21 protein-coding genes and 2 tRNA genes are annotated in these 19,950 nt (G+C 71.9%); 12 read left to right on the forward strand and 11 right to left on the reverse strand.

Annotated features, from left to right (window positions below):
* The first annotated feature begins 1 nt into the window (after position 1).
* From ACQPZK_RS00060 to ACQPZK_RS00075, 4 genes are all read left to right on the forward strand, one after another.
* The gene (locus tag ACQPZK_RS00060; protein ID WP_433536324.1) at positions 2-907 is read left to right on the forward strand and encodes a DUF3566 domain-containing protein; all 906 of its coding nucleotides are present in this window, start codon (positions 2-4) and stop codon (positions 905-907) included.
* 152 nt (positions 908-1,059) lie between these two features.
* Positions 1,060-1,133: transfer RNA gene (locus ACQPZK_RS00065), tRNA-Ile, on the forward strand.
* 42 nt (positions 1,134-1,175) lie between these two features.
* Positions 1,176-1,304: a DLW-39 family protein gene (locus ACQPZK_RS00070; protein ID WP_007453934.1), complete on the forward strand. Its 129-nt coding sequence runs from the start codon at positions 1,176-1,178 to the stop codon at positions 1,302-1,304.
* Positions 1,305-1,341: 37 nt separating this feature from the next.
* A tRNA-Ala gene (locus ACQPZK_RS00075) sits at positions 1,342-1,417 on the forward strand.
* Between the two features lie 94 nt (positions 1,418-1,511).
* Here ACQPZK_RS00075 and ACQPZK_RS00080 read toward each other — a convergent pair.
* Complete coding sequence (locus tag ACQPZK_RS00080) at positions 1,512-1,937, reverse strand: DUF4259 domain-containing protein (RefSeq protein WP_433536325.1); 426 nt, start codon at positions 1,935-1,937, stop codon at positions 1,512-1,514.
* A gap of 231 nt (positions 1,938-2,168) precedes the next feature.
* Here ACQPZK_RS00080 and ACQPZK_RS00085 point away from each other — a divergent pair, with 231 nt between their 5' ends.
* On the forward strand, positions 2,169-2,564 hold the full coding sequence (locus tag ACQPZK_RS00085) for a VOC family protein (protein ID WP_433536326.1): 396 nt from the start codon (positions 2,169-2,171) through the stop codon (positions 2,562-2,564).
* A gap of 87 nt (positions 2,565-2,651) precedes the next feature.
* Here ACQPZK_RS00085 and ACQPZK_RS00090 read toward each other — a convergent pair whose 3' ends face one another.
* Positions 2,652-3,311 carry an LPXTG cell wall anchor domain-containing protein gene (locus ACQPZK_RS00090; protein WP_433536327.1) on the reverse strand — a complete coding sequence of 220 codons (660 nt, stop codon included), beginning with the start codon at positions 3,309-3,311 and terminating at the stop codon, positions 2,652-2,654.
* Positions 3,312-3,479: 168 nt separating this feature from the next.
* Here ACQPZK_RS00090 and ACQPZK_RS00095 point away from each other — a divergent pair, with 168 nt between their 5' ends.
* Complete coding sequence (locus tag ACQPZK_RS00095) at positions 3,480-3,809, forward strand: zinc finger domain-containing protein (protein WP_433536328.1); 330 nt, start codon at positions 3,480-3,482, stop codon at positions 3,807-3,809.
* 46 nt (positions 3,810-3,855) lie between these two features.
* Here the strand turns inward: ACQPZK_RS00095 and ACQPZK_RS00100 are convergent, their stop codons facing one another.
* From ACQPZK_RS00100 to ACQPZK_RS00110, 3 genes are read right to left on the reverse strand one after another with little or no spacing between them, the layout of a single operon-like run.
* Positions 3,856-4,314, reverse strand: coding sequence for a hypothetical protein (locus ACQPZK_RS00100; RefSeq protein WP_433536329.1), 459 nt, complete (start codon positions 4,312-4,314; stop codon positions 3,856-3,858).
* 39 nt (positions 4,315-4,353) lie between these two features.
* Positions 4,354-5,151 (reverse strand): MBL fold metallo-hydrolase, encoded by a 798-nt coding sequence (locus ACQPZK_RS00105; protein ID WP_433536330.1) that lies wholly within the window; start codon positions 5,149-5,151, stop codon positions 4,354-4,356.
* Positions 5,152-5,198: 47 nt separating this feature from the next.
* On the reverse strand, positions 5,199-9,641 hold the full coding sequence (locus tag ACQPZK_RS00110) for an HAD-IC family P-type ATPase (protein ID WP_433536331.1): 4,443 nt from the start codon (positions 9,639-9,641) through the stop codon (positions 5,199-5,201).
* A 219-nt stretch (positions 9,642-9,860) separates the two neighbouring features.
* Between ACQPZK_RS00110 and ACQPZK_RS00115 the strand changes: the two genes are divergently transcribed.
* From ACQPZK_RS00115 to ACQPZK_RS00135, 5 genes are all read left to right on the forward strand, one after another.
* The gene (locus tag ACQPZK_RS00115) at positions 9,861-10,121 is read left to right on the forward strand and encodes a hypothetical protein (RefSeq protein ID WP_433536332.1); all 261 of its coding nucleotides are present in this window, start codon (positions 9,861-9,863) and stop codon (positions 10,119-10,121) included.
* 59 nt (positions 10,122-10,180) lie between these two features.
* The gene (locus ACQPZK_RS00120; protein ID WP_433536333.1) at positions 10,181-11,572 is read left to right on the forward strand and encodes an MFS transporter; all 1,392 of its coding nucleotides are present in this window, start codon (positions 10,181-10,183) and stop codon (positions 11,570-11,572) included.
* Between the two features lie 52 nt (positions 11,573-11,624).
* Positions 11,625-12,278 carry a GAP family protein gene (locus ACQPZK_RS00125; RefSeq protein ID WP_433536334.1) on the forward strand — a complete coding sequence of 218 codons (654 nt, stop codon included), beginning with the start codon at positions 11,625-11,627 and terminating at the stop codon, positions 12,276-12,278.
* Positions 12,279-12,362: 84 nt separating this feature from the next.
* Complete coding sequence (locus ACQPZK_RS00130) at positions 12,363-12,557, forward strand: hypothetical protein (RefSeq protein ID WP_355048552.1); 195 nt, start codon at positions 12,363-12,365, stop codon at positions 12,555-12,557.
* 83 nt (positions 12,558-12,640) lie between these two features.
* A complete protein-coding gene (locus tag ACQPZK_RS00135; protein WP_433539382.1) occupies positions 12,641-13,189 on the forward strand; it encodes a YbaK/EbsC family protein in 549 nt (182 codons plus the stop codon).
* A 54-nt stretch (positions 13,190-13,243) separates the two neighbouring features.
* Here ACQPZK_RS00135 and ACQPZK_RS00140 read toward each other — a convergent pair whose 3' ends face one another.
* Genes ACQPZK_RS00140 through ACQPZK_RS00165 form a run of 6 tightly spaced genes read right to left on the reverse strand, consistent with a single transcriptional unit; the run spans position 13,244 to position 18,780 of the window.
* On the reverse strand, positions 13,244-13,879 hold the full coding sequence (locus ACQPZK_RS00140) for a DsbA family oxidoreductase (protein ID WP_433536335.1): 636 nt from the start codon (positions 13,877-13,879) through the stop codon (positions 13,244-13,246).
* Positions 13,880-13,899: 20 nt separating this feature from the next.
* On the reverse strand, positions 13,900-14,328 hold the full coding sequence (locus ACQPZK_RS00145; RefSeq protein WP_433536336.1) for a SufE family protein: 429 nt from the start codon (positions 14,326-14,328) through the stop codon (positions 13,900-13,902).
* 29 nt (positions 14,329-14,357) lie between these two features.
* Complete coding sequence (locus ACQPZK_RS00150) at positions 14,358-14,783, reverse strand: CBS domain-containing protein (protein WP_433536337.1); 426 nt, start codon at positions 14,781-14,783, stop codon at positions 14,358-14,360.
* Between the two features lie 56 nt (positions 14,784-14,839).
* Positions 14,840-16,609: a proline--tRNA ligase gene (locus ACQPZK_RS00155; RefSeq protein ID WP_433536338.1), complete on the reverse strand. Its 1,770-nt coding sequence runs from the start codon at positions 16,607-16,609 to the stop codon at positions 14,840-14,842.
* A gap of 51 nt (positions 16,610-16,660) precedes the next feature.
* Entirely contained in the window at positions 16,661-17,767 is a 1,107-nt protein-coding gene (locus tag ACQPZK_RS00160) for a hypothetical protein (RefSeq protein ID WP_433536339.1), read from the reverse strand.
* On the reverse strand, positions 17,731-18,780 hold the full coding sequence (locus tag ACQPZK_RS00165; RefSeq protein WP_433536340.1) for a transporter substrate-binding domain-containing protein: 1,050 nt from the start codon (positions 18,778-18,780) through the stop codon (positions 17,731-17,733). Before ACQPZK_RS00165 ends, ACQPZK_RS00160 begins: the two co-directional genes overlap by 37 nt.
* Before the next feature lie 400 nt (positions 18,781-19,180).
* Here ACQPZK_RS00165 and ACQPZK_RS00170 point away from each other — a divergent pair, with 400 nt between their 5' ends.
* Positions 19,181-19,948, forward strand: coding sequence for an SGNH/GDSL hydrolase family protein (locus tag ACQPZK_RS00170; RefSeq protein WP_433536341.1), 768 nt, complete (start codon positions 19,181-19,183; stop codon positions 19,946-19,948).
* Positions 19,949-19,950 lie beyond the last annotated feature (2 nt).

Consider the following 19,950-nt stretch of genomic DNA (forward strand, 5'->3'; position numbering starts at 1 on the left):
AATGACGGAGACACAGGCGAAGTCGGGGAACACGGGGACCTCGGCCAACCCGGTCGACGAGGAGGCCGCCAAGGGCGGCACACCAGCGACCGGCCGCGCGGCCGTGGGCCGGGCCACGGTTCCCGCCGACGCGCCTGCCCCGAAATTCACCCGGGCTCCCGGCATGGCACCCCCGCCGGAGCAGCCCGGCGAGGACGCGGGATCGGGTGACGCCAAGGCCGAGAAGTCGGCCGGCGAGGCATCGACGTCGACCGGGGCGGCCCCCACTGCGGCCGCCCCGAGCCCGGCGCGTCCGACGACCACGCAGCCGATCAGCACCCGACCCGGTCAGGCGACATCGACCGGGGCCACCGGCACGCAGCCCCGGATCACGCCGGGCATGACTCCGCCGGATCCGGGGCGTACGTCCACCGGTGGTCGTCCCGCGAGCGGTGGCGGTCTGCCGCCGGGGATCGGCAACGCGTCCGCCGTCGGGGCCGCTCGTGTCGGCGAGGCCGTCCGCGCCGCCCGTAGCTCGGTCAGCTCGGCGGCGTCCCGCGGGCCGCGCCGGGCCCGGCTGAACCTCAAGCGGATCGACCCCTGGTCCGTGATGAAGTTCGCGTTCGCCGTCTCGGTGGTGCTGTTCATCGTCGTGGTGGTCGCCACGTCGGTGCTCTACCTGGCGCTGGACGCAATGGGCGTGTTCCAGAGCGTGAACGACAGCCTCAGCGACCTGGTCAACGCCGGCGGCGGGCAGAGCACCAGCGGGTTCCAGATCACCGCCAAGGGCGTCATCCTCAGCTCGGCGCTGATCGGCCTGGTCAACGTGGTGCTGTTCACCGCGCTGGCCACGCTGGGGGCGTTCGTCTACAACGTCTGCGCCGACCTGGTCGGCGGGATCGAGCTGACGCTCGCCGAGCGGGACTGAGTGTGCACGGGACGTCGGGGCGCCGCGGAATGCGGTCGCTCCGACGTCCCGTACTCGGGTAGGTTTTGCCGGCGGCGACCGCCCGGCTCGCACGGTCGGACCCCGATTTGGGGCCGACGCAGCGGATGGGTTAATCTTGCTCGTCGCTACGCGGGGCTATAGCTCAGTCGGTTAGAGCGCAGAGCTGATAACTCTGAGGTCGATGGTTCGATTCCATCTAGCCCCACCGCACATCGTCCGACGGTAGTCGAGCGCAAGGGGTTGCCCCATGTTCAAGAAGCTGCTGATCCTGGCCGGCGTCGTCGGCGTGGCTGCCGTCGTCTTCAACAAGGTCAAGGCCGCCAACGACGAGCGCGCCCTCTGGCACGAGGCGACCACCGCGCCCGACCTGCGCTGACCTCGGGCGGGCGGCGGAGCCGGCCGTCACGATTCACGGGGCCCTAGCTCAACTGGCAGAGCACTGCCTTTGCAAGGCAGGGGTTAGGGGTTCGAGTCCCCTGGGCTCCACCACCACTTCCCCGGTTGATCTCGCTTCCGAGTACAGCCAAGCGGTCACGCCGTCCCCTCCTTGCCCAGCACTCGATCGATGGCCGGGGCCGTGGAGCTACCCGGTCTGTCGCATCGCGCTGGCAAGAACATCACGGACGCGCGCGATGGCGCCCAGGGCGTCCGCGCGGCTGTGATCAGTCGTCCAACTCTGCTCCCAAGGACCACCCAGGGCGGTTGCTTCATCGATCGCGCGCAGTCCAAGGCTCAGCAGCTCTGCTGGCGGTGGCTTCGGAAGCCACTCCGTTACGTCCTGCTCCGCATCGAACGGATCATCGCCGGAGACGTTGACGGCCAAGACGGCTGCGGCCGCGATGACCTCGGTGTCCCAAAGATCGCGCGGCCACTCGGAGAGCGGGACGGCGGCGGATCGGAGAAGCCGGGACACCACGACGAGGCGGGCATCCGGCGTCAACTCCTCAAGCGACTCCAGGAAGTCCTCGGCCCCATCGCTGTCGAATGGACCCTCGCCCCACGTGCCCATACGCCTCCCTCAGACGGTGCCAGGCTAGGGGATCGGTACAGCCATCCGTACAGCCAAGCCAGGTGACAAATACCATTGGCGAGCGGCAGCAGCTGACAAGGTCGAGCAGGTCGACAGCGACAACCGACCCCGCCGACAGCAGTCTTGATCTTTGCATGGCACGGCAGGGGCTAGAGGTTCGAGTCCCCTGGGCTCCACCACCACTTCCCCTGGGCCGGCTAGGGTCTCGGCATGACGACGGTCGCCACCCAGGTCCAGATCAACCTCTTCTGTGCCGATCTGGATGCCTGTCTCGCCTTCTATCGACAGCTGGGGCTGGTTGAGGCGTTCCGGGCACCCGCCAGCGGTGCTGTCGAACATGTCGAGGTCGAGGCCGCTGGTATCCGGATCGGCCTGACCTCGGCGGACGTGGCCAACGGGTTGGTCGGCCTCGGTGTCGATCCTGGCGGCAGCCCGTCGACCGAGCTTGTGCTGTGGTGCGAGGACACCGACGCGTTCTACGACCGAGCCGTGGCGGCGGGTGCGACGAGTGTCGTGGCTCCAGTGGACTCGCCCGACGGGCGGCTCCACTATGCGTGGGTGCGCGATCCCGACGGTCACCAGGTCAAGTTCGTGCAGAAGCGCTGAGCCTCAGATCAGGCATCAGCGCTGGTCGCACCGTTCAAACAGATGCGCCCGGCCCGACGGGTGTCGGACCGGGCGCGTCAGGAAGAGCTACGCCACGAAGCGGGCGCGGCGCCGGCGTGCGATCACGAAGCTCGCGCCGCCGACGAGCAGAAGCGCACCGCCAATGCCGGCCACGGTCGCGGTGTCGGCACCGGTGACGGGGAGTCCACCGCCGCCGCCGGCAGCGACCGGGCTGGTGGAGGTGGCCGCGGTCGGCGCGACGGTCGACGAAGCGCTGGGGGTGGGGGTGGGCTGCCCCGTCGGCGACGCGGTCGGCGTCGGGGTGGGCTGCGACGCGCAGTCGAGCGCACGGGCGGCGTACAGGCCCTCGTTCAGGTAGGCCAGGTAAGGGTCGACGTCTGCGGCGTCGAGCGTCTTCTGTGCGGCCTCCGTCACCTTGGGGCCGGCGCCGGTCATCGTCTGCCCCACCTTGATCTGCAGATCGATCGTCCAGACGGCCTGTGCGTCGTTCTTGAGCCAGGCGCGCAGGTCATCCGAGGTGCCGTCCAGCCGCTTCTGGATGACGTCGGGCAGGGTGGGCAGGGCTTCGTTGTTTGCGGCAAACAGGATCCGGTTGGCCAGCAGCCGTAGCTGGCTGACGTTGGCGGTGTCCAGGTCGAAGGTGAACAGCTCGCGGATGTCCTTGAACGTCGTGCGCTCGACCGTCTGGCAGTTCTGGTCGAGCCCGGGCGACGCGCTCTGTGCCATCGCCGGCGCCGCCGGAACCATGAAGGCCAGCGCTATCGCGATGCCGGCCGGGATCTTTCCTCGCATGTGGATGGTCCTCCCCGTTCTAGATCAAAGCCTGGGGATAATACCGCCGACGGGTGTGGCGCATGGCCCCGCGTTTACCGGGACGGGAGGCGGGGATCCACGATGGTGCGCATCGAGGTGAACGAACCACATTCGGCCGAGAGATTCTGGGAAGGAATGCGGGAGGTGGCCGCTGCCGCTACGCGGCACCAGGACGACGACCTGCTCCGAGCGATCGTCAAGATTGGCAGATCCGCGCTGGCCCAGGGTGTGGAACTCGTGCCGTCCTGCGGATTCTTCCTCTCCTGCCCGGTGTGCAGCGCCGGCTCGGGGCAACGCTGCATCAATTCGCCCGGTCATCCGCTAGGTGACGACAGACTCCACCCGGAGCGCGTCGAGCTGGCCGAGAAGACGATACAGGGGGAGGTCCCGCTCCCCGGGCCACTTCGGTGAATGACGTGTCGGGGATGATGCTCGGGACCCGTTCCGTGCCGCCCCTTCAGAAACGGGACCGCCGCAAGCGGGTCAGCCGTTGAAGGCGCGGACCGGCCCAGAGCCACAGGAGTGACGCCGTCAGTCCGACGGCCCCCATGGCGACTATGACCGCACGGGGCAGTTCCGTGTTGACCGGCTTCGGCAGGCACCGGTCGGGGCTGTAGTCGATGATGAGCTGCTGGTGCAGCGGCGGTAGCCGCCGGTCGGGGAACGACCGTTCGTAGATGCCGCAGGTGGTGGGCCCGTCGACGGCGTCGACACGGAGCAGCACGTAGGGGCCGTCGGTGGTCCGGGCCGGTTCCACCGCGATCACCGTCGCCGGCGTCAGGGCGCCGAAGGGTGGGGGTGGCTCGCGATCGTCGGTGGCACCCATCAGGATCAGCAGGCCGCAGGGGAGCAGCAGCGCCAGCGGGAGGGATGGCCAGACCTTCGGACGAGTCCCGTTGGCCAACAACGACGGCATGGCGATGAGGTTAGTCAGCGGGATCAATGAGGACGGAAATCACGGGATGAGCCTCGCCGTCTCGCCGCGCGCGATGGTGCGTACCTGCTTGACCCAGCCCCGGCGACGGGCCTCGTCGACGAAGTGCGCCAGTGGTGAGCGGAATACCGGGTAGTCGTCGTAGTGGATCGGCACGGTCAGCTTCGGACGCACCATCTCCACCAGGTCGGCGCCCTGGCGGCCGTCCATGGTGAGCAGGATTCCGGCGACCTTCGTGCCGCCGAGGTGGATCAGCATCGCGTCGATGTCCGGGTAGCGTTCCGCGATGGGGGCGAGCAGTGGCCGGTTGAGTGTGTCGCCGGTGACGTACAGCCGGAACTCATGCCGTCCGGCGCGTTCCACGTCGATCATCGTGCCCATCACGTCGGGTAGCAGCCGGTCCAGGACGCCCGGGCCGTGCTTGCCGGGCATCGAGGTCAGACGCACCGTCGTACCGTCGCGGCGCAGCTCCCGGGACGACCAGGTCGGCAGGCCGTCGGCGGCCCGGAACCCCCAGCGACGCAGCTTGCGTTCGGCGGCGGGCGTGGTGACGATCGGCAGCTCGCGGTCGAGTTCCCGGCGGGCCACCCGGTCGAAGTGGTCGCCGTGCAGGTGGGACAGGACCACGGCGTCCAGGTGGGGAAGCTGGGCGATGGGCAGCGCCGGGTCCGTGCGGCGGCGGGACCACAGACCCTTGCCGAGGTACGCCCGCTGGCCGCGGTGCAGAAAGTTCGGGTCGGTGAGCAGGGTGAACCCGCCGATCCGTAGCAGCGTCGTCGCGGTGCCGATGAACGTCACCTGCGGATCGTCGACCATCATGCCCACCTCCTCTGACTCCCGTACCCCCGACGGCGGCGTCCACGCGGTCAGTCGTCGGTGGGCTGGGCGAGGTCGGGTCGGGCCGCCGGGAGGTGCGCCACCAGCCTGGTGAGCGCGCCGTTGGCGACGGTAGCGCCGAGCGCCGAGCCGGCGCCGATGGTCCAGCCGACCGGGCCGAGCGGTGTGCAACCGAAGAACTGACTCACTCCCGGCGTCTGCACCACGACGGCCAGCGCTCCCAGCGACGCCGCCGTGGACGCCAGCACGGCCGGGCTGGTGCCGCCGGCCAGGATGGTCTGGCCGAGCTGGGTACCGACCAGCGAGACGAGGGCGACGGTGCCGGCCCGACGCTGCCGGCCGGTGTACCGGGCCAACGTCCAGCCGACCGTCGCGCCCAGCGTGGTGGACGCCGCGCGAAGGGCGATCTCCCTGCTGAGGGTCTCGCCGAGCGATGCGTCCGGGCCCTCCCGGAGCAGGCCGTCGGTGCGGTCCGAGGCGGGTGGCCGGACCGCGATGGCCAGCGCCGGCGCCAGGTCGGTGAGCAGGTTGACCAGCAGCAGTTGCCGGCCGGTGAGGGCGGAGCGGCCGGTCGCCGCGGCGCTGAGCACACTGAACGCGATCTCGCCGAGGTTGCCGCCGACGAGGATGCTCAGCGCGTGCCGGACCGACGACCACATGGCGCGGCCCTCGACGAGGGTGGCGATGATGGTCTCCAACCGGTCGTCGGTGACCACCAGGTCGGCGGCCGCCCGAGCCGCCGGCGTGCCGCGTTGACCGAGGGCGATGCCGACGTCGGCGAGCCGGATCGCCGGGGCGTCGTTGGCGCCGTCGCCGGTCATCGCCACGGTTCGCCCGCACTTCTGCAACGCCTGGATGATCCGTACCTTGTGCGTCGGGGTGCAGCGGGCCACCACGTCGGTGGTGGCGAGTCGTTCGGCGAGCGCCTCGTCGTCCAGTTGGTCGAGTTCGGTGGCGGTGACCACCCGCTGCTCGTCGTGCTCGCTGATGGTGGCCGCGATCGCCTCGGCGGTGGCCGGATGGTCACCGGTGATCATGATGGTGTGCACGCCCGCCTGCCGGATGCGGCGGACCGCCGGGGCGGCGCTCTCCCGTACTCCGTCCGCGAGCGCCAGGAACCCCACGAAGGTCAGCCCCCGGACGTCGGAGTCGCTGATCTGTGCGGCGTCCGCCGGGCACTCGGCGACGGCGAGGATCCGGTGCCCGGCTCCCGCCCGGTCGGCCAGTACGCGCTGGAGTTCCGCGCGGCCGGCGTCGTCCAACGGCTCCCGTCGGCCGTCGGTACGGCGGTTCGCGCAGCGTGGCAGCACCGTCTCGGGGGCGCCCTTGACGCTCAACAGCAGGTGCCCGTCGGCTTCGCCGACGGTGGCGTGGTAACCCCGGGACGGCTCGAACGGGAGCCCGCCGACCGCGCGCCAGCCGGCCGCGCCGGTCTGCTCCGCCACCTCGGCCGTGTCGGCGCCCCGCCGAACCGCCCGGTCGGTCTGCAAGGCCAACTCCTCTGGGTCGGCCGCCGCCGGGGTGGCCCGCAGCGCGGTGGCGAGGGTCGACCGCAGACGGTCGTCGAGCCGGTCCACCGGCGCGTACCGGTCGCCGACTCCGTCGCCGACCCCCGCGAGGAGCAACTTGCCCTCGGTGAGGGTGCCGGTCTTGTCGAAGCAGAGCACGTCCACCCGACCCAGCGCCTCGATGGTGCGCGGATTGCGGACCAACGCGCCGTGCTCGGCGAGGCGCCGGGCCGCCGCCAGCTGCGCCGCGCTGACCAGGAACGGCAGCCCCTCCGGCACCGACGCGACGGCCAGGTTCGCGGCGGTCGCCGCCGTCTGCGCCAGGGGTACGCCCCGGAGCAGTCCCGCCCCGGCGACGGCGATGGCCGAGCCGGCGGCCAACGGGATGGCGGCGCTGGTCAACGAGCCGAGCCGAGCCTCCACCCCGCTGGTCGGGGGTGCCTGACGGACCAGCGCCAGACTGCGGCCGGACTCGGTGTCGGCCCCGGTCGCCACCACGACGGCGGTGCCGTGGCCGGCGGCGACGGTGGTGCCCTCGTACAGCATCGAGTGCCGGTCGGCGATTGCCGCGGCGACGACCGCCCGGTTGTTCTTGGCGACCGGCAGCGACTCGCCGGTCAGCGACGACTCGTCCGCCTCCAACCCCACCGATTCGAGCACCCGGCAGTCGGCCGGCACCGAGTCACCCGGTTCGAGGGCGATGACGTCGCCGAGCACCAGCTCCTCGGCGGCGACGACCCGTTCGGTCCCGTCCCGACGGACCCGGGCGGTCACCGCCGAACGCGACAGCAGCTCCGCCAGCGAACGTTCCGTGTTGCGCTCGTGCACGGCCCCGACGAGTGCCGACCCGCCGACGACGCTGCCGACCAGCGCGGCGTCGACGAGCGAGCCGAACGACGCGGACAGCACCGCCCCGGCCGCCAGTACGGGGGTGAGGGGGTTGGACAGCTCGTCCAGGAACGCCCGCAGCAGCCCGCCGCCGGCGGGTGTGCCGCCGCCCGTGCCGTGGCCGTCGTGCCGGCGGTCCGCCTCCGCGCTGGTCAACCCGTCGGGTGTGGTGTCCAGGCGCTCGAGCACGGTTCGTACCGGCATCAGGTGCCAGGCCGTCGCCACCGGCGCCGGTGTGTCCGCCCGGTCGGGTAGCCGGTGGGCCCGCCAGACCCCGTTCGCGAACGCCAGCGCGGCCGCGCCGTTGACCGCCACGAGCGCCCGGTGTGGCAGTTGGGTCGGCGGCGCGGTGAACGCGCCGAGCGCACCCAGTCCGGTGCCCGCCATGGCGAGCCGGATGTTCTGCTGGCTCATCCGCCGGGCTGCCCCGGTCGCCTCGATCAGCAGTGTCACCACCCGCAGGTCGGTGCCGACCAGCAGGTGCGCTCCCCACGGCGGCAGCTCGTCGGGGGCCGACATTCCCAGGCCGCAGTCGGACGCGCCGAGCGCCGCCCGGTCGCCGGACACCAGCATGACCACCGCGCCGTCGCGCTGGAGCGCGCGTATGGAGTCGGCCAGCCGGTCTCCACCGGGCAGTAGCGCGTCGGCGAAGTCGTACCGCTGCTCGTCACCCCCGGCCACCACCAGCCGCAGTCCGGCGTGACGCGCGGCGGCAGGTAGACCGTCGACCCCGGGTGCGGGCTCCGGTTCGACCCGCAGCAGCGCCGCCAGCCGTCCCCCGTTGGCTAGCCCGAGGACCTGCCCGCCCGCCGTACGCAGCCGTTCGCCGTCGGGTACGTCGCCGCGAGCGCCCTCGGGGAGCCGGTGCAGGGGTGCGAGCCGCCAACCGTCGGACTCCCGCGCGGCGGTCGGGTCGGCGGGGTCGAACAACTCGAACGCCCGCTCCGCCACCTCGTCCACGTCCGCGTCGGCCGCCGGAGCCAGATCGGCGAGTACGCCCCGCTCCGATCCGAGCACCGCGGCGTCCAGCACCAGCGTGTCGATCCGGTCCAGCTGCCGCAGCACACTGCGGTCCATCGCGATGACCCCGCGCCGGGCGAGGACCCGGCCGAGCTGCGCCGCGTACCCCTCTCGTCCGCTGCCCGGGGCCTTCGGTAGCGCGGACAGTCCCAGCGCGGCGGCCCGCTTGGGCCCGGCGAACGGCGTCGCCGCCGCTGCCGCCGCCGCGCCTGCGGCCAGCACGCGGTTGATGTAGCGCTCGACCGGGCCGTCCGGCTTGGGGCAGGGGCGTTCGACCGCCGGCCACCGGGCGGTGGCGCGTTCCGGGTCGCCGGTCAGCCGCGGCTCGGCCTCCTCCCAGGCGGCGAGCTGGGCCCGGGCCTCGCCCCACTGCACCATCCGTTGGGCGCCGTCGAGGACTATCCCCGTCCACCTGCCGGTCAGGCCCTGTACGACGGCCTCGGCCAGCGGGAAGATGACGTCGGCGCGGGGGTCGGAGCGCAGTCGTCTACCGACGAAGGCGTGCAGTTTCGGTTGCAGGTCGGCGGCGGCCAGCAGGCCTGCGACCTCACCGGGCAGCGGCGTGAACGGCAGGATGCGGGTGGCCGCCGAGATGGTCAGACCCAGCGCGTCCGAGGCGAGCGCGCCGAGGGTGCGTGGTGTACGAGGCCCCTCCTCCGGCGGATGCGGGGGCGGGATCTCCGGGTCCGGCTCGTGGTCACAGGTCCGCTCGATCCGGCTGATCGCGGCGATGAGGTCGCGCAGCCTCGGCTCGGGCGCCTGCACGGCCACCACGACCCGGCCCGACGGCGCGTTGACCCGGGCCCAGGCGACTCCGGGCAGCCGTTCCAGCGCGGCCTCGACCTGCCGGGCCAACCGGTCGCCGCCGTCCTGGCAGACGCCGTGTACCTCGATGTGGTGGCGGCCGGGGCGGGACCAGACCCGGCGTCGGCTCAGGCCGGCTGTCCGGGCCAACCGGGTCGCGGCCGACCCGACGGTCCGGGACGCCTCGCCGACCAGGTGCGGCACGCCAATGGACGGCAGGAGGCGGCCGGCGGCGCGACCCGCCGCCGTCATCGAGGCGTACGGCCGGACGGACGCCGACCCGACTCCCCGTTGCCGTTTCTCGTGCCGTCGGTCATCTCGTCCTCCCGCCGCCCTCACGTCCGGCGGCCTGGCTTCCCGACCTGACGTCCGTTATGCCCCTCCGAGCACCGGAACTTTGGGCGGCCGACCGCGCATGGACGGCGTGGGGGGTGGAATCCGACGACCAGCACCGGACACGGGGAGGCCGGAATGAGCACGTTGACACGACACCTCAACGGTTCACGCGAGAACGTCCAGATGTACAGCCGGCGAGTGGCGCTGCCCATGCTGGGCGAGGTGGCCGTACCGCCGCCGGACAAGATCGCCTACTACGCCGGCCTCGGGGTCCTGGCCGCGTTGCAGGTGATCGAGTGGCCGCTCGCTCTGGTGATCACCGCCGGGCATGTCCTGGCGGACCAGCACTTCTCGGGACTGGTACGCGGCGTCGGGGAGGCGATCCAGGAGGCGTGACGAGAGCCGGGTCACGCCCTGGTTGACATGAATCCGGGTTGAGGTCGCAGGCTCGGTGCATGTCGAGCCGAACCACCGCCACCCTCGCCCCCGCGTCCGAAGGTCTGTTCGCGCCCCGGCTGCGGGCGATGACGGTCGGCATTGTGGCGCTGGTGTCACTGCTCGCCTTCGAGGCGTTGGCGGTGGGCACGGCCATGCCGACGGTCGCGCGCAGTCTGGACGGCCTGGCGTTGTACGGCATCGCGTTCGGTGGTCCGTTCGCCGCCGGTGTGCTGGCCATGGTCGCCTCCGGCATCTGGTGCGACGCGCGGGGACCGCGAGGGCCGATGTGGCACGGCGTCGTGTGGTTCGTGGTGGGGCTGCTGATCGCCGGTACGGCGCAGGCGATGACGGCCCTGGTGGTCGGGCGCGTGGTGCAGGGTTTCGGCTCCGGGCTGCTCTCGGTCGCGCTCTACGTCATCGTCGGGCAGGCGTACCCGGAGGAACTGCACCGGCGGATCTTCGCCGCGTTCGCGGCGGCGTGGGTCGTACCCTCGCTGGTCGGGCCGGCGCTGGCCGGGCTGATCGTCGAGTACCTGGGCTGGCGGTGGGTCTTCCTGGTGGTGCCGGCGGTGGCCGTCCCGGCGGTGTTGCTGATCCAGCCGGGCCTGCGGTCGCTCGACGCGACCGTGCCGACGCGGCCGCCGCGCGGCGCGATCGCGCGCATCGGTTGGGCCTGTGGGGCGGGCGCGAGCGCCGCACTGCTGCACATCGGGGGACAGCAGCGTGGCGTGGCGGCACTGGCGGTGATCGCGCTCGCCCTGGCCGGTCTGGTGATCTGCGCTCCGCGCCTGCTACCGCCCGGGTTCCTCCGGGCGGCCCGGGGGCTGCCCACCGTCGTCGGTCTGCGGGGCCTGGCGTCGGCGGCGTTCGTCGGCGCCGAGGTGGTCATCCCGTTGCTGCTGTCGCGGGAGCGGGGACTGTCGCCGACCGCCGCCGGGCTGGTCCTCACCGTGGGCGCGTTGGCCTGGTCGGTGGGCTCCTGGGTACAGGGCCGAATTCCGGTGCCGGCGTCCCGGGCCAGCCTGCCCCGGGCGGGCCTCTGCGCGATCACGGCCGGTACGGCGACAGTGGCGCTGGCCGTCCGAGCCGAGGTGCCGGTGACCGTCGCCGTGCTCGGCTGGGCGGTCGCCGGGCTCGGCATGGGGTTGCTCTACCCGTCGTTGTCGGTGCTCACGTTGGAGTTGTCCGCACCGGGTGAGCAGGGCCGCAACAGCTCGTCGCTGCAACTGGGCGACTCTCTCTTCGCGGCGACCGTGCTGGCGCTGACGGGTGCCGTCCTGGCCGCGGGGAACGCGCCCGGCCCGTCGAGCTACCTGGTGACGCTGGCGGTGGCGGCCGGTCTGGCGTTGCTCGGCGCGTTGTTGGCCGGCCGGGTGGTGGTGCCGGGGAGCATCCGGCCGGGCGGGTGATCCGCCGACGATCCGGCGCATCGGTCCCGGTCGGGCGTCACGATGGCAGGCGATGAACTTCCTGACCGTCCTGCCGTTGGCCGTGGTGATGGTCGCCGGGACCCAACTGGTCGTGGCGATCTTCCTCGCCTCGTCCGACCGGCCCCGGGCCGCGTCGTCCGGGTTCCTCGCCGGGGCTGGACTGGTGGTGCTCGCCGGGGCGACGGTGAGCTGGTTGCTGACCCGGGTGCTGGGCGGGCTGGCGACCGACGCCAGCACGGCTGCCCGCAGGATCGACAGCGGTCCGACAATCGACCTGGTGGTGCTCGCCCTGCTGGTGATCCTGGCCGTGCTGATCTGGGTGCGCCGCGACCGTTCCGGGCCGCCACGCTGGCTGGGCAGCGTCAGCCACGCCGATCCCCGCTGGGCGGCGCGTACGGGCGCGTTGCTCTTCGTGGTGACGCCCACCGACGACATCATCATGGCGACGGTGGGCGCGACCGTGGCCCGGCACGACCTCCCGTGGTGGCATCTGGTGCCCTTCGTACTGCTCACCGTGCTGCTGCTCGCCCTGCCGCTGCTGGCGTTGGTGCTGCTCGGGGCGAAGGCCGCGCGGGTGCTCGCCCGGATGCGGAAGTGGGCGGAGGGGCACGCCTGGATCGTCAACGAGCTGGTGATCGCGTTCTTCGCGCTGCTCACCGTGCTGGACCTGCTCCGGTCGAGCTGAGACCCCCGTGCGTCCTGGACACGTACGAGGGAACCGCGCGGAGATGAGAGATGCGCCGGTTCACGTTCGTCTTACGGTGACGCCATGTTCGTTGTCGTCACCACGGTGATCCTCTACGTCTTCGGTTTCGTGTTCCTCTACGGCGTGATCCGGCTGGGCGTCCGGCACGCGCTGGAGGACCTGGAGCTTCAGCGAGCCCGGGCCCGCCGCGAAGAGGAACTTGCGGCCGACCGCGACCGCTCGTTCATGCGCGACAACGCGTTCCTCGCAGGCAGTTGAGCCGCGAGGTGGAGGTGACGGCACGGGACGCCGCCGGAGTCGGCGGGCGATCCAGCGGCACGGGTGCGAGGATCGCACCCGTGATGGGAACGTTGAAGACCGAACCGGCCCGTGCCCGCCTCGACCTGCTCGCCCCGCCGGTCGCGGAGGCCATCGCCCAGTGGCCCGCCGAAGCGCCGGTGGACGTCGACGACGTGCTGGTCGCGCCGATCGACGCCGATCTCGCCGACACGGCCGAGTTCTGCGCCGCGTACGAGGTGGGGCTGGACGTGTCGGCCAACTGCGTCGTGGTGGCCGGCAAGCGCGAGGGTGTGGTCCGCTACGCGGCCTGCATCGTGCTCGCGACAACGCGGGCCGACGTGAACGGGGTGGCCCGCAGGGTGCTGGACGTCCGCAAGGCGAGCTTCGCCCCGATGACCGACGCGGTCGAGTTGACCGGCATGGAGTACGGCGGGATCACCCCGATCGGGCTGCCGGCCCAGTGGCCGATCCTGGTGGACGCGCGGGTGATCGCCACCCCGCACGTGATCATCGGGTCCGGCGTACGGCACAGCAAGATCGCGCTGCCCGGGCCGGCGCTGGGCGCACTGCCCGGCGCGCAGGTGGTGGAAGGCCTGGCCAGGCCGGCCTGACCAGGCATCGATGTCGATATCGTTGCACGTGAAACATCACGCCTGTCGATGCGGCTAGCGGGCGGCGGCCTCCCGCTGCTCGACCTCGGCCAGCGCGGCGAGGAGCGTGGATGTCTCCTGGGCGCCGCTCACCGCGTACTTACCGGCCAGCACGAAGGTCGGCACGCTGGTGATGCCCAGGTCATGGGCGGCGGCCAGATCGGCGGCGAGTTCGGCGGTCCGCTCGTCGGAGTCGAGGAACCGGCGGACGTCGGCGGCGTCCAGGCCGATCGAGCCGGCGACCGTGGCCAGCACCTCCCGCGAGCCGAGGTCGAGGCCCTTCGTGAAGTGCGCCTGGTACAGGGCGTCCACCATCTCGGCCGCCCGGTCCCGCTCGGTGGCGTAGCCGACGAGCCGGTGCGCGTCGAAGGTGTTGGCGGCCACCGCGTGGTCGTAGTCCAGCCGGAGCCCGTCGGCCGCGGCGACCTGGACCACCCGCGCGACCATCTGCCGCGCCCGCTCGGGGCCGCCGAACTTGTCGGCCAGCGCGTCGACGACCGGAAGCGGCTCGGGCACCGGCGACGGGTCGAGCTGGAACGGCCGATAGCGGACGGTCACCTCGCCGTCGTAGCGGGCAAGGGCCTCGTCCAGGCGACGCTTGCCCAGGTAGCACCACGGGCAGACGAGGTCCGCGTAGATCTCGATCTCCATGATCGGTGGCAACTGCCCGCTCAGTCGAGTTGTTCCCGGACCTGCCGCTTCAGCCTGCCCAGGATCGCGGTGCCCCCGCGTACCCGTAGTGGGCTGATCGCCTGGGCCAGCCCCATCCGCTGGTAGAGATCGTCCGGAACCGCCAGCACCTCCTCGGCGCTCGCGCCGGCCAGCCCCTCGGCGAGGATCCCGGCGAACGCCCGGGTGGTCGGCGCCTCCGGCGGGCAGTCGAACAGCGACTCGACCACCCCGTCCGGCGTCACGGTGGCGCGCAGGAAGAACGCGGTCTGGCACTCGGGCACCTGCTCCATGCCCTCGCGCGCGGTGTCGTCCTCCGGCAGCACGGGAATGACGTCGGCGTACTCCAACAGCATCTCGAGCACCAGGTCGCGCGGCGCGGCGGCGAACTCGTCGACGATCTCGGCCAGTCGGGCCGGCATGTCAGCCATGAGTCGAGGCTACCGCCGGCCCCGGCCGCTCACGTGGTCGGCGACTGTTCGCTGATCTCACTCAACGCGCTGGTCGGGTCGAGCTGCATGGCCAGGTCACCGAGGGAGACGATGCCCACCAGCTTGCGGTCGGAGTCGCAGACCAGCACCCGCCGGATGCCCCGGTCACGCATGAGCGCCGCGGCCTCCCCGGCCGAGCAGTGCTGTTCGATCATCACCACCTCGCGGGTGACGATCGAGCCGATGGTGGTGGACGCCGGCGACAGGTTCTCGGCGACCGCCCGCACCACGATGTCCCGGTCCGTGAGCATGCCGGCGAGGGTGGCGCCGTCGGTGACGACCACGTCGCCGATGTCCGCCTCCTTCATCACCCTGGCCGCCTCGTCCAGGGTGGTCTCCGCCGACAGGTACACGACCTGCTTGGTCATCACGTCGCTGACCCGGTAACCGGTCATGAGATCCTCCGAAGACGTTCCACCCGATCCGACTGCTCTACCCCGTGACGCGGCGGCTACACCAGGTTCGCACGTTCCCGCCGGACCTCGTCGACGATCTGCTCCACCACGACGTCCACCGGCAGTTCCGTCCGCCGGTCACCGGTCCGCTCACGCAGCTCGACGTACCCGTCGGTCAGTCGTCGGCCGACCACGACGGCGCGCGGGATGCCGATCAGCTCGGCGTCGGTGAACTTCACCCCGGCCGAGACGTGCGTGCGGTCGTCGACCAGCACGCGCAGGCCGGCGGCGGCCAGTCGCCCGCCGAGGTCGAGCGCCGCGTCGAGCTGCGGGCCCTTGCCCGCCACCACCAGGTGTACGTCGCACGGCGCGACCGCTGCCGGCCAGCGGAGTCCCCGGTCGTCGTGGTGCTGTTCGGCGATGGCCGCGACCGCCCGGGAGATCCCGATGCCGTAGCAGCCCATCGTGGGCCGGACCGGCTTGCCGGCCGGCCCGAGCACGTCGACCGCGAACGCGTCGGTGTACCGGCGGCCGAGCTGGAAGATGTGCCCGATCTCGATGCCCCGCCGGATGGTCAGCTCGCCGTCGGCGCAGTCGGGGCAGGGGTCGCCGGCGCGCACCTCGGCCGCCTCGATCGTGCCGTCGGGCGTGAAGTCCCGTCCGCAGACCACGTCGGTCGCGTGCCGGCCCGGCTCGTTCGCCCCGGTCAACCAGGCGGAGCCGGTCACCACCCGGGGATCGACCAGGTAGCGGATGCCCAGCTTGGCGAGCACCTGCGGGCCGATGTAGCCGCGTACCAGCTCGGGATGCTCGGCCCACTCGTCGAAGACCGCCACCTGTGCCGGCTCCAACGCGGCGGCGAGCCGCTTCAGGTCGACCTCCCGGTCACCGGGCAGCCCGACCACCAGAGGCTCGGCGCGGTCGGCGCCGGGCTGGCGCACCGTCAGGACGACGTTCTTCAGGGTGTCGGCGGCGGTCCAGTCGTCGCGGTCACCGAGCCGGCGGGTGTTCGCCAGCTCGACGAGACTGGCGATCGTCGGGGTCTCGGGTGTGTCGTGCACCTGCGTCGCGGGCTGGGCGGCCGGGTCGTCGGCGGCGGGCGCCCGGGTGAGGACGGCCTCGGTGTTGGCCGCGTAGTCGCAGGCCGTGCAGCCGACGAAGGTGTCCTCGCCGACCGGCGTGGCGGCCAGGAACTCCTCCGACGCCGAACCGCCCATCGCGCCGGACATGGCGTGCACCACGGTGTGGTCCAGACTCAGCCGATCGAAGATCCGCTGGTACGCCGCCCGGTGCCGGGCGTACGCCTCCCGCAGGCCCGCCTCGTCCAGATCGAAGGAGTACGCGTCCTTCATCAGGAACTCCCGGCCGCGCAGCACACCGGCCCGGGGCCGCGCCTCGTCGCGGAACTTCGTCTGCACCTGGTACAGCGTCACCGGGAAATCCCGGTACGACGTGAACACGTCCTTGACCAGCAGCGCCGCCATCTCCTCGTGGGTGGGCGCCAACAGGTGCTCGGCGCCGCGCCGGTCGGCGAGGGTGAAGAGGAGATCGCCGTACTCCGTCCACCGGCCGCTGGTGCGGTACGGCTCGGCGGGCAGCAGCGCCGGGAAGTGCACCTCCTGGTCGCCGATCGCGTTCAGCTCGGCGCGCACCACCTCGGTGATCCGGTCCATCACCAGCTTGCCCAGCGGCAGCCACGTGTAGCCACCCGGCGCGGCGCGACGGATGTAACCGGCGCGCAGCAGCAGCCGGTGGCTCGGCACCTCCGCGTCGGCCGGATCCTCGCGCAGGGTTCGCAGCAACAGGGTCGACATGCGTAGCAGCATCCGCGCAGCCTAAGACCACGATCCGGGCACGGCGAGCCAATTCGGGCCGGGTCAGGGAGTGCCGGGGAGGCGGCCCTCGCAGCGGATGTCCGGATCGGCCACCGGCCGGCGAGGCATCATCCAGTCGAGGGCGGTCTCCTCCACCGGCCAACCTCCCACCGAGACGAGGCTGTACGGCACCGCCGCCGCCTGCGGGCAGAGAACCTGCGACTCGACCCAGTCGTTGGGCAGGAACCGTACGGTGGCGGTGCGGTCCAGCACGATCGTCGACGTGTCGGTGACCGTGATGAGCGCGCCCAGCACCACATCCCGGCCGTCCTGGGCCGTACCGTCGCGGGCCGCCGTGCCAGCGCTGTCCGCCGGGGACGTCGGGGCCGGGTTCGCGGACGTCGGGCTCGGGTTCGGGTTCGGGGCGGGGTCGGTTCCGGTGGTGTGCTTCGGAAGCACCTCGACCGCGGCGGTGGGCAGCAGTGGCACCCGGAGGAACACCGCGCCCATCACCACGGGGAGCACCGCCGCGACCATGAACGCCAGGCCGTGAGTCAGCGTCGGGGCGATCCACCCGGGAATCGGGCCGGTGAGCAGCAGGGTGGCGGCGGGTGGCACCGCCAGCAGGGCGGCGGTCGCCAACTCGCCCTGCCGGTACGCCGTCCAGATCGCCGGGCCGAGCACGCTGTAGGCCAGGACCGCCGCCGCCAGCGGCAGGGCCACGCTGACGAACAGGATGCGGGTCGGCTGGTCCGGGTGCAGGTAGCGGGTACGCAACGCCAGCAGCCAGAGGCCGAGCATCAGCAGTGACGGCAGGAAGCGGAGCTGCCAGGTGAGCGCCCCCAGCGCGACCGCCGCGCTGATCACCCATCCCGGGGTACGCGCCGTTCCCGAAGCCAGCAGTGAACGGTCCGGATCGAACCGGTCAGGAGCGCTGAGCCGAAGGAGTCGACCGAGGACGCCGAAGGTGAGCACGACGACGGGAAACGCCCACACCAGGGCGATCAGGAGGGCGCTGAGCAGGCCGAGCGGGCTGACGTACTGGACCAGCAGCAGCATCGTGGACATGTCCTGCTGGCTGAGCTGCCAGAGCCGCAGCACCAGCAGGAGGACGGGGAAGGCGGGTAGGAGGGTCAGCAGCCACTGTTGCGCCTGCCGCGCCCCCGCCATGCGGCGCGGGCGAACGGCCCAGTAGGAACCGGTGCCGATCCGGGGTGCGCCGGGGGCGGTAGCGCGATCCTCTCCCACGGCCACTGTCGCACCTCCACCTTCCTCGGATCGGGTTGCTGCTGTTCCGCGACCGGCTGCGGGAGGTTGTAGCCCTGCTGCCATCGGAGGTTGGCGTTGAACGCGTTCTCCCAGGCCGAGTTGTCCTCGTCCTTGGCCGACTCGTAGAGAGCAAGGTCGACGAGGTCGAGCAGGGCCTGGTTGGGGCCCGTGTTGACGCCCCACCGCTCCTGGGGCGACGAGCCGATGTCCCAGTGCCGCAGCGGCTTGACGTGTTCGAGGACCACCGGAAATCGTTGGCCGTCGTCGCCCGGCTGGTCGCCGGTGACGAAGCCGGCGAGGATCGCCGCGTCGGTGGTGACGGCCTGGACCCTGCCGTCGTACAGCTCCTGGATGCACTCGCTGATCCGGTTCCGGCCCACCGGCGTCGCGCCGGCCTCGCCGAGGCGCTGGATGGACGTCGAGGTGGTCAGCGAGCAGACCGTGAGCCCGCGCAGGTCCTCCAGGCTGCTCACCTGGCCCTTGAAGTCCTTCAACGTCACCACCGACTGCTCGGTGTGCAGGTACGCGGCCGAGAAGACAGCGCCCTCCTCCCGGCGCTTGTCGTTGATGCTGTACGAGGCGATGACCAGGTCGACGATGACGAAGCCCTCGCCGTCCTGGGCCTGTCGACGGGCCCGGTCCTCACTCTCGATCGGCACGAAACGCACCTGGGAATGATCGAACCCGAGGTAGCTCGCGATCATGTACGCGATGTCGACGTCGAAGCCCTTCCAGACGTTGTTCGGAAGGCGCTGCGAGATGCCCGGCTGATCGTCCTTCACCCCGATGATGAGCTGCTGCTTGCCCTTGAGCTGAGCGTCCTCCAGCAACTCGTCACGGGTCGGCGGGCCCATGGCGAGGACGATCGGGACCAGAGCGGCTGCCAGTACGGCCAGCAGGACAACGAGCCCCACCAGTCGGATCTGACGGGCCCGTGCGGAGCGCGACGGTGTTCCCAATTCCGGGGCCGGCCCGGCGGGGCTCGGCTCGCTTGCCTGACTCAACTAGGCCCTCCCCGCTACCCGGCCCGGTGACCGGCCCTCCATTGTGGGGCCTGCTGACGAGGGAGGGCACCCCGACATCCGCCGGATTGGCGACACCGTCCCGCTTGGTGCGTGTGATCCACTCCGCATCGCCGATGTCGGGGTGTCCCAGCGCTCGGAGACCGCGATATCGGGGAACTCGTGTCGATCAAGGCCCTCGATCGACGCGGCCGCATGACCTCCGCCACGTCGGCCGGTCGGGGCACCGGCCGACGCGCCTGCGGTGAAAGACTGGTCGCCGCAGGCAACGGGTGGCGTGAGGAGGCGCGGGGTGCGCTGGCGCAGTTATGTCGCGGTCGGGGACAGCTTCACCGAGGGTATGGACGACGCGTACCCGGATGGCACCTTCCGGGGTTGGGCCGACCTGGTGGCGACCCGGCTCGCCGCCGAGGCGGGCCCCGACTTCCGGTACGCGAACCTCGCCATCCGGGGCCGGCTCTTCCCCAGCGTGGTCGCCGAGCAGGTGCCCTCCGCGGTGGCGATGAAGCCGGACCTGATCAGTTTTGCGGCCGGCGGCAACGACGTGCTGCGCCGTACCTTCGACCCGGAGACGCTGGTCACCCGCTTCGACGAGGTGGTTCGGCAGCTTCGCTCGGGCGGCGCCGACGTGCTGCTCTTCCGCTTCGCGGACGTGATGGCCCGCCTGCCCGGTCAGCGTCTCGTCGCGCCCCGGGTGCAACTGCTCAACCAGGCGGTCGGCGAGACCGCCGCGCGGCACGGCGCGATCCTGGTCGACCTGTACGCCGACGACACGTTCCTCAACCCGATGCTGTGGAGCACCGACCGGCTGCACCTCTCCCCGGCCGGTCACCGACGGGTAGCCGGGCAGGTGTTGAACGCGCTCGGCGTGGGCTGCGACGAGGAGTGGTTGCTGGTTCCGCCGCACCCGGCGCCGTCGCCGTGGCTCGCCGCCCGCGCGGCCGACGTGCGCTGGGCCGGGCAGTACCTGGCCCCGTGGATCAAGCGGCGGCTCACCGGCCGGTCGTCCGGTGACACGGTGACCGCGAAGCGTCCGCTGCTCGGGCCGATCGTCGACTGAGC

It is taken from the genome of Micromonospora sp. CA-249363 (assembly GCF_050950185.1).
Classification (GTDB): Bacteria; Actinomycetota; Actinomycetes; order Mycobacteriales; family Micromonosporaceae; genus Micromonospora.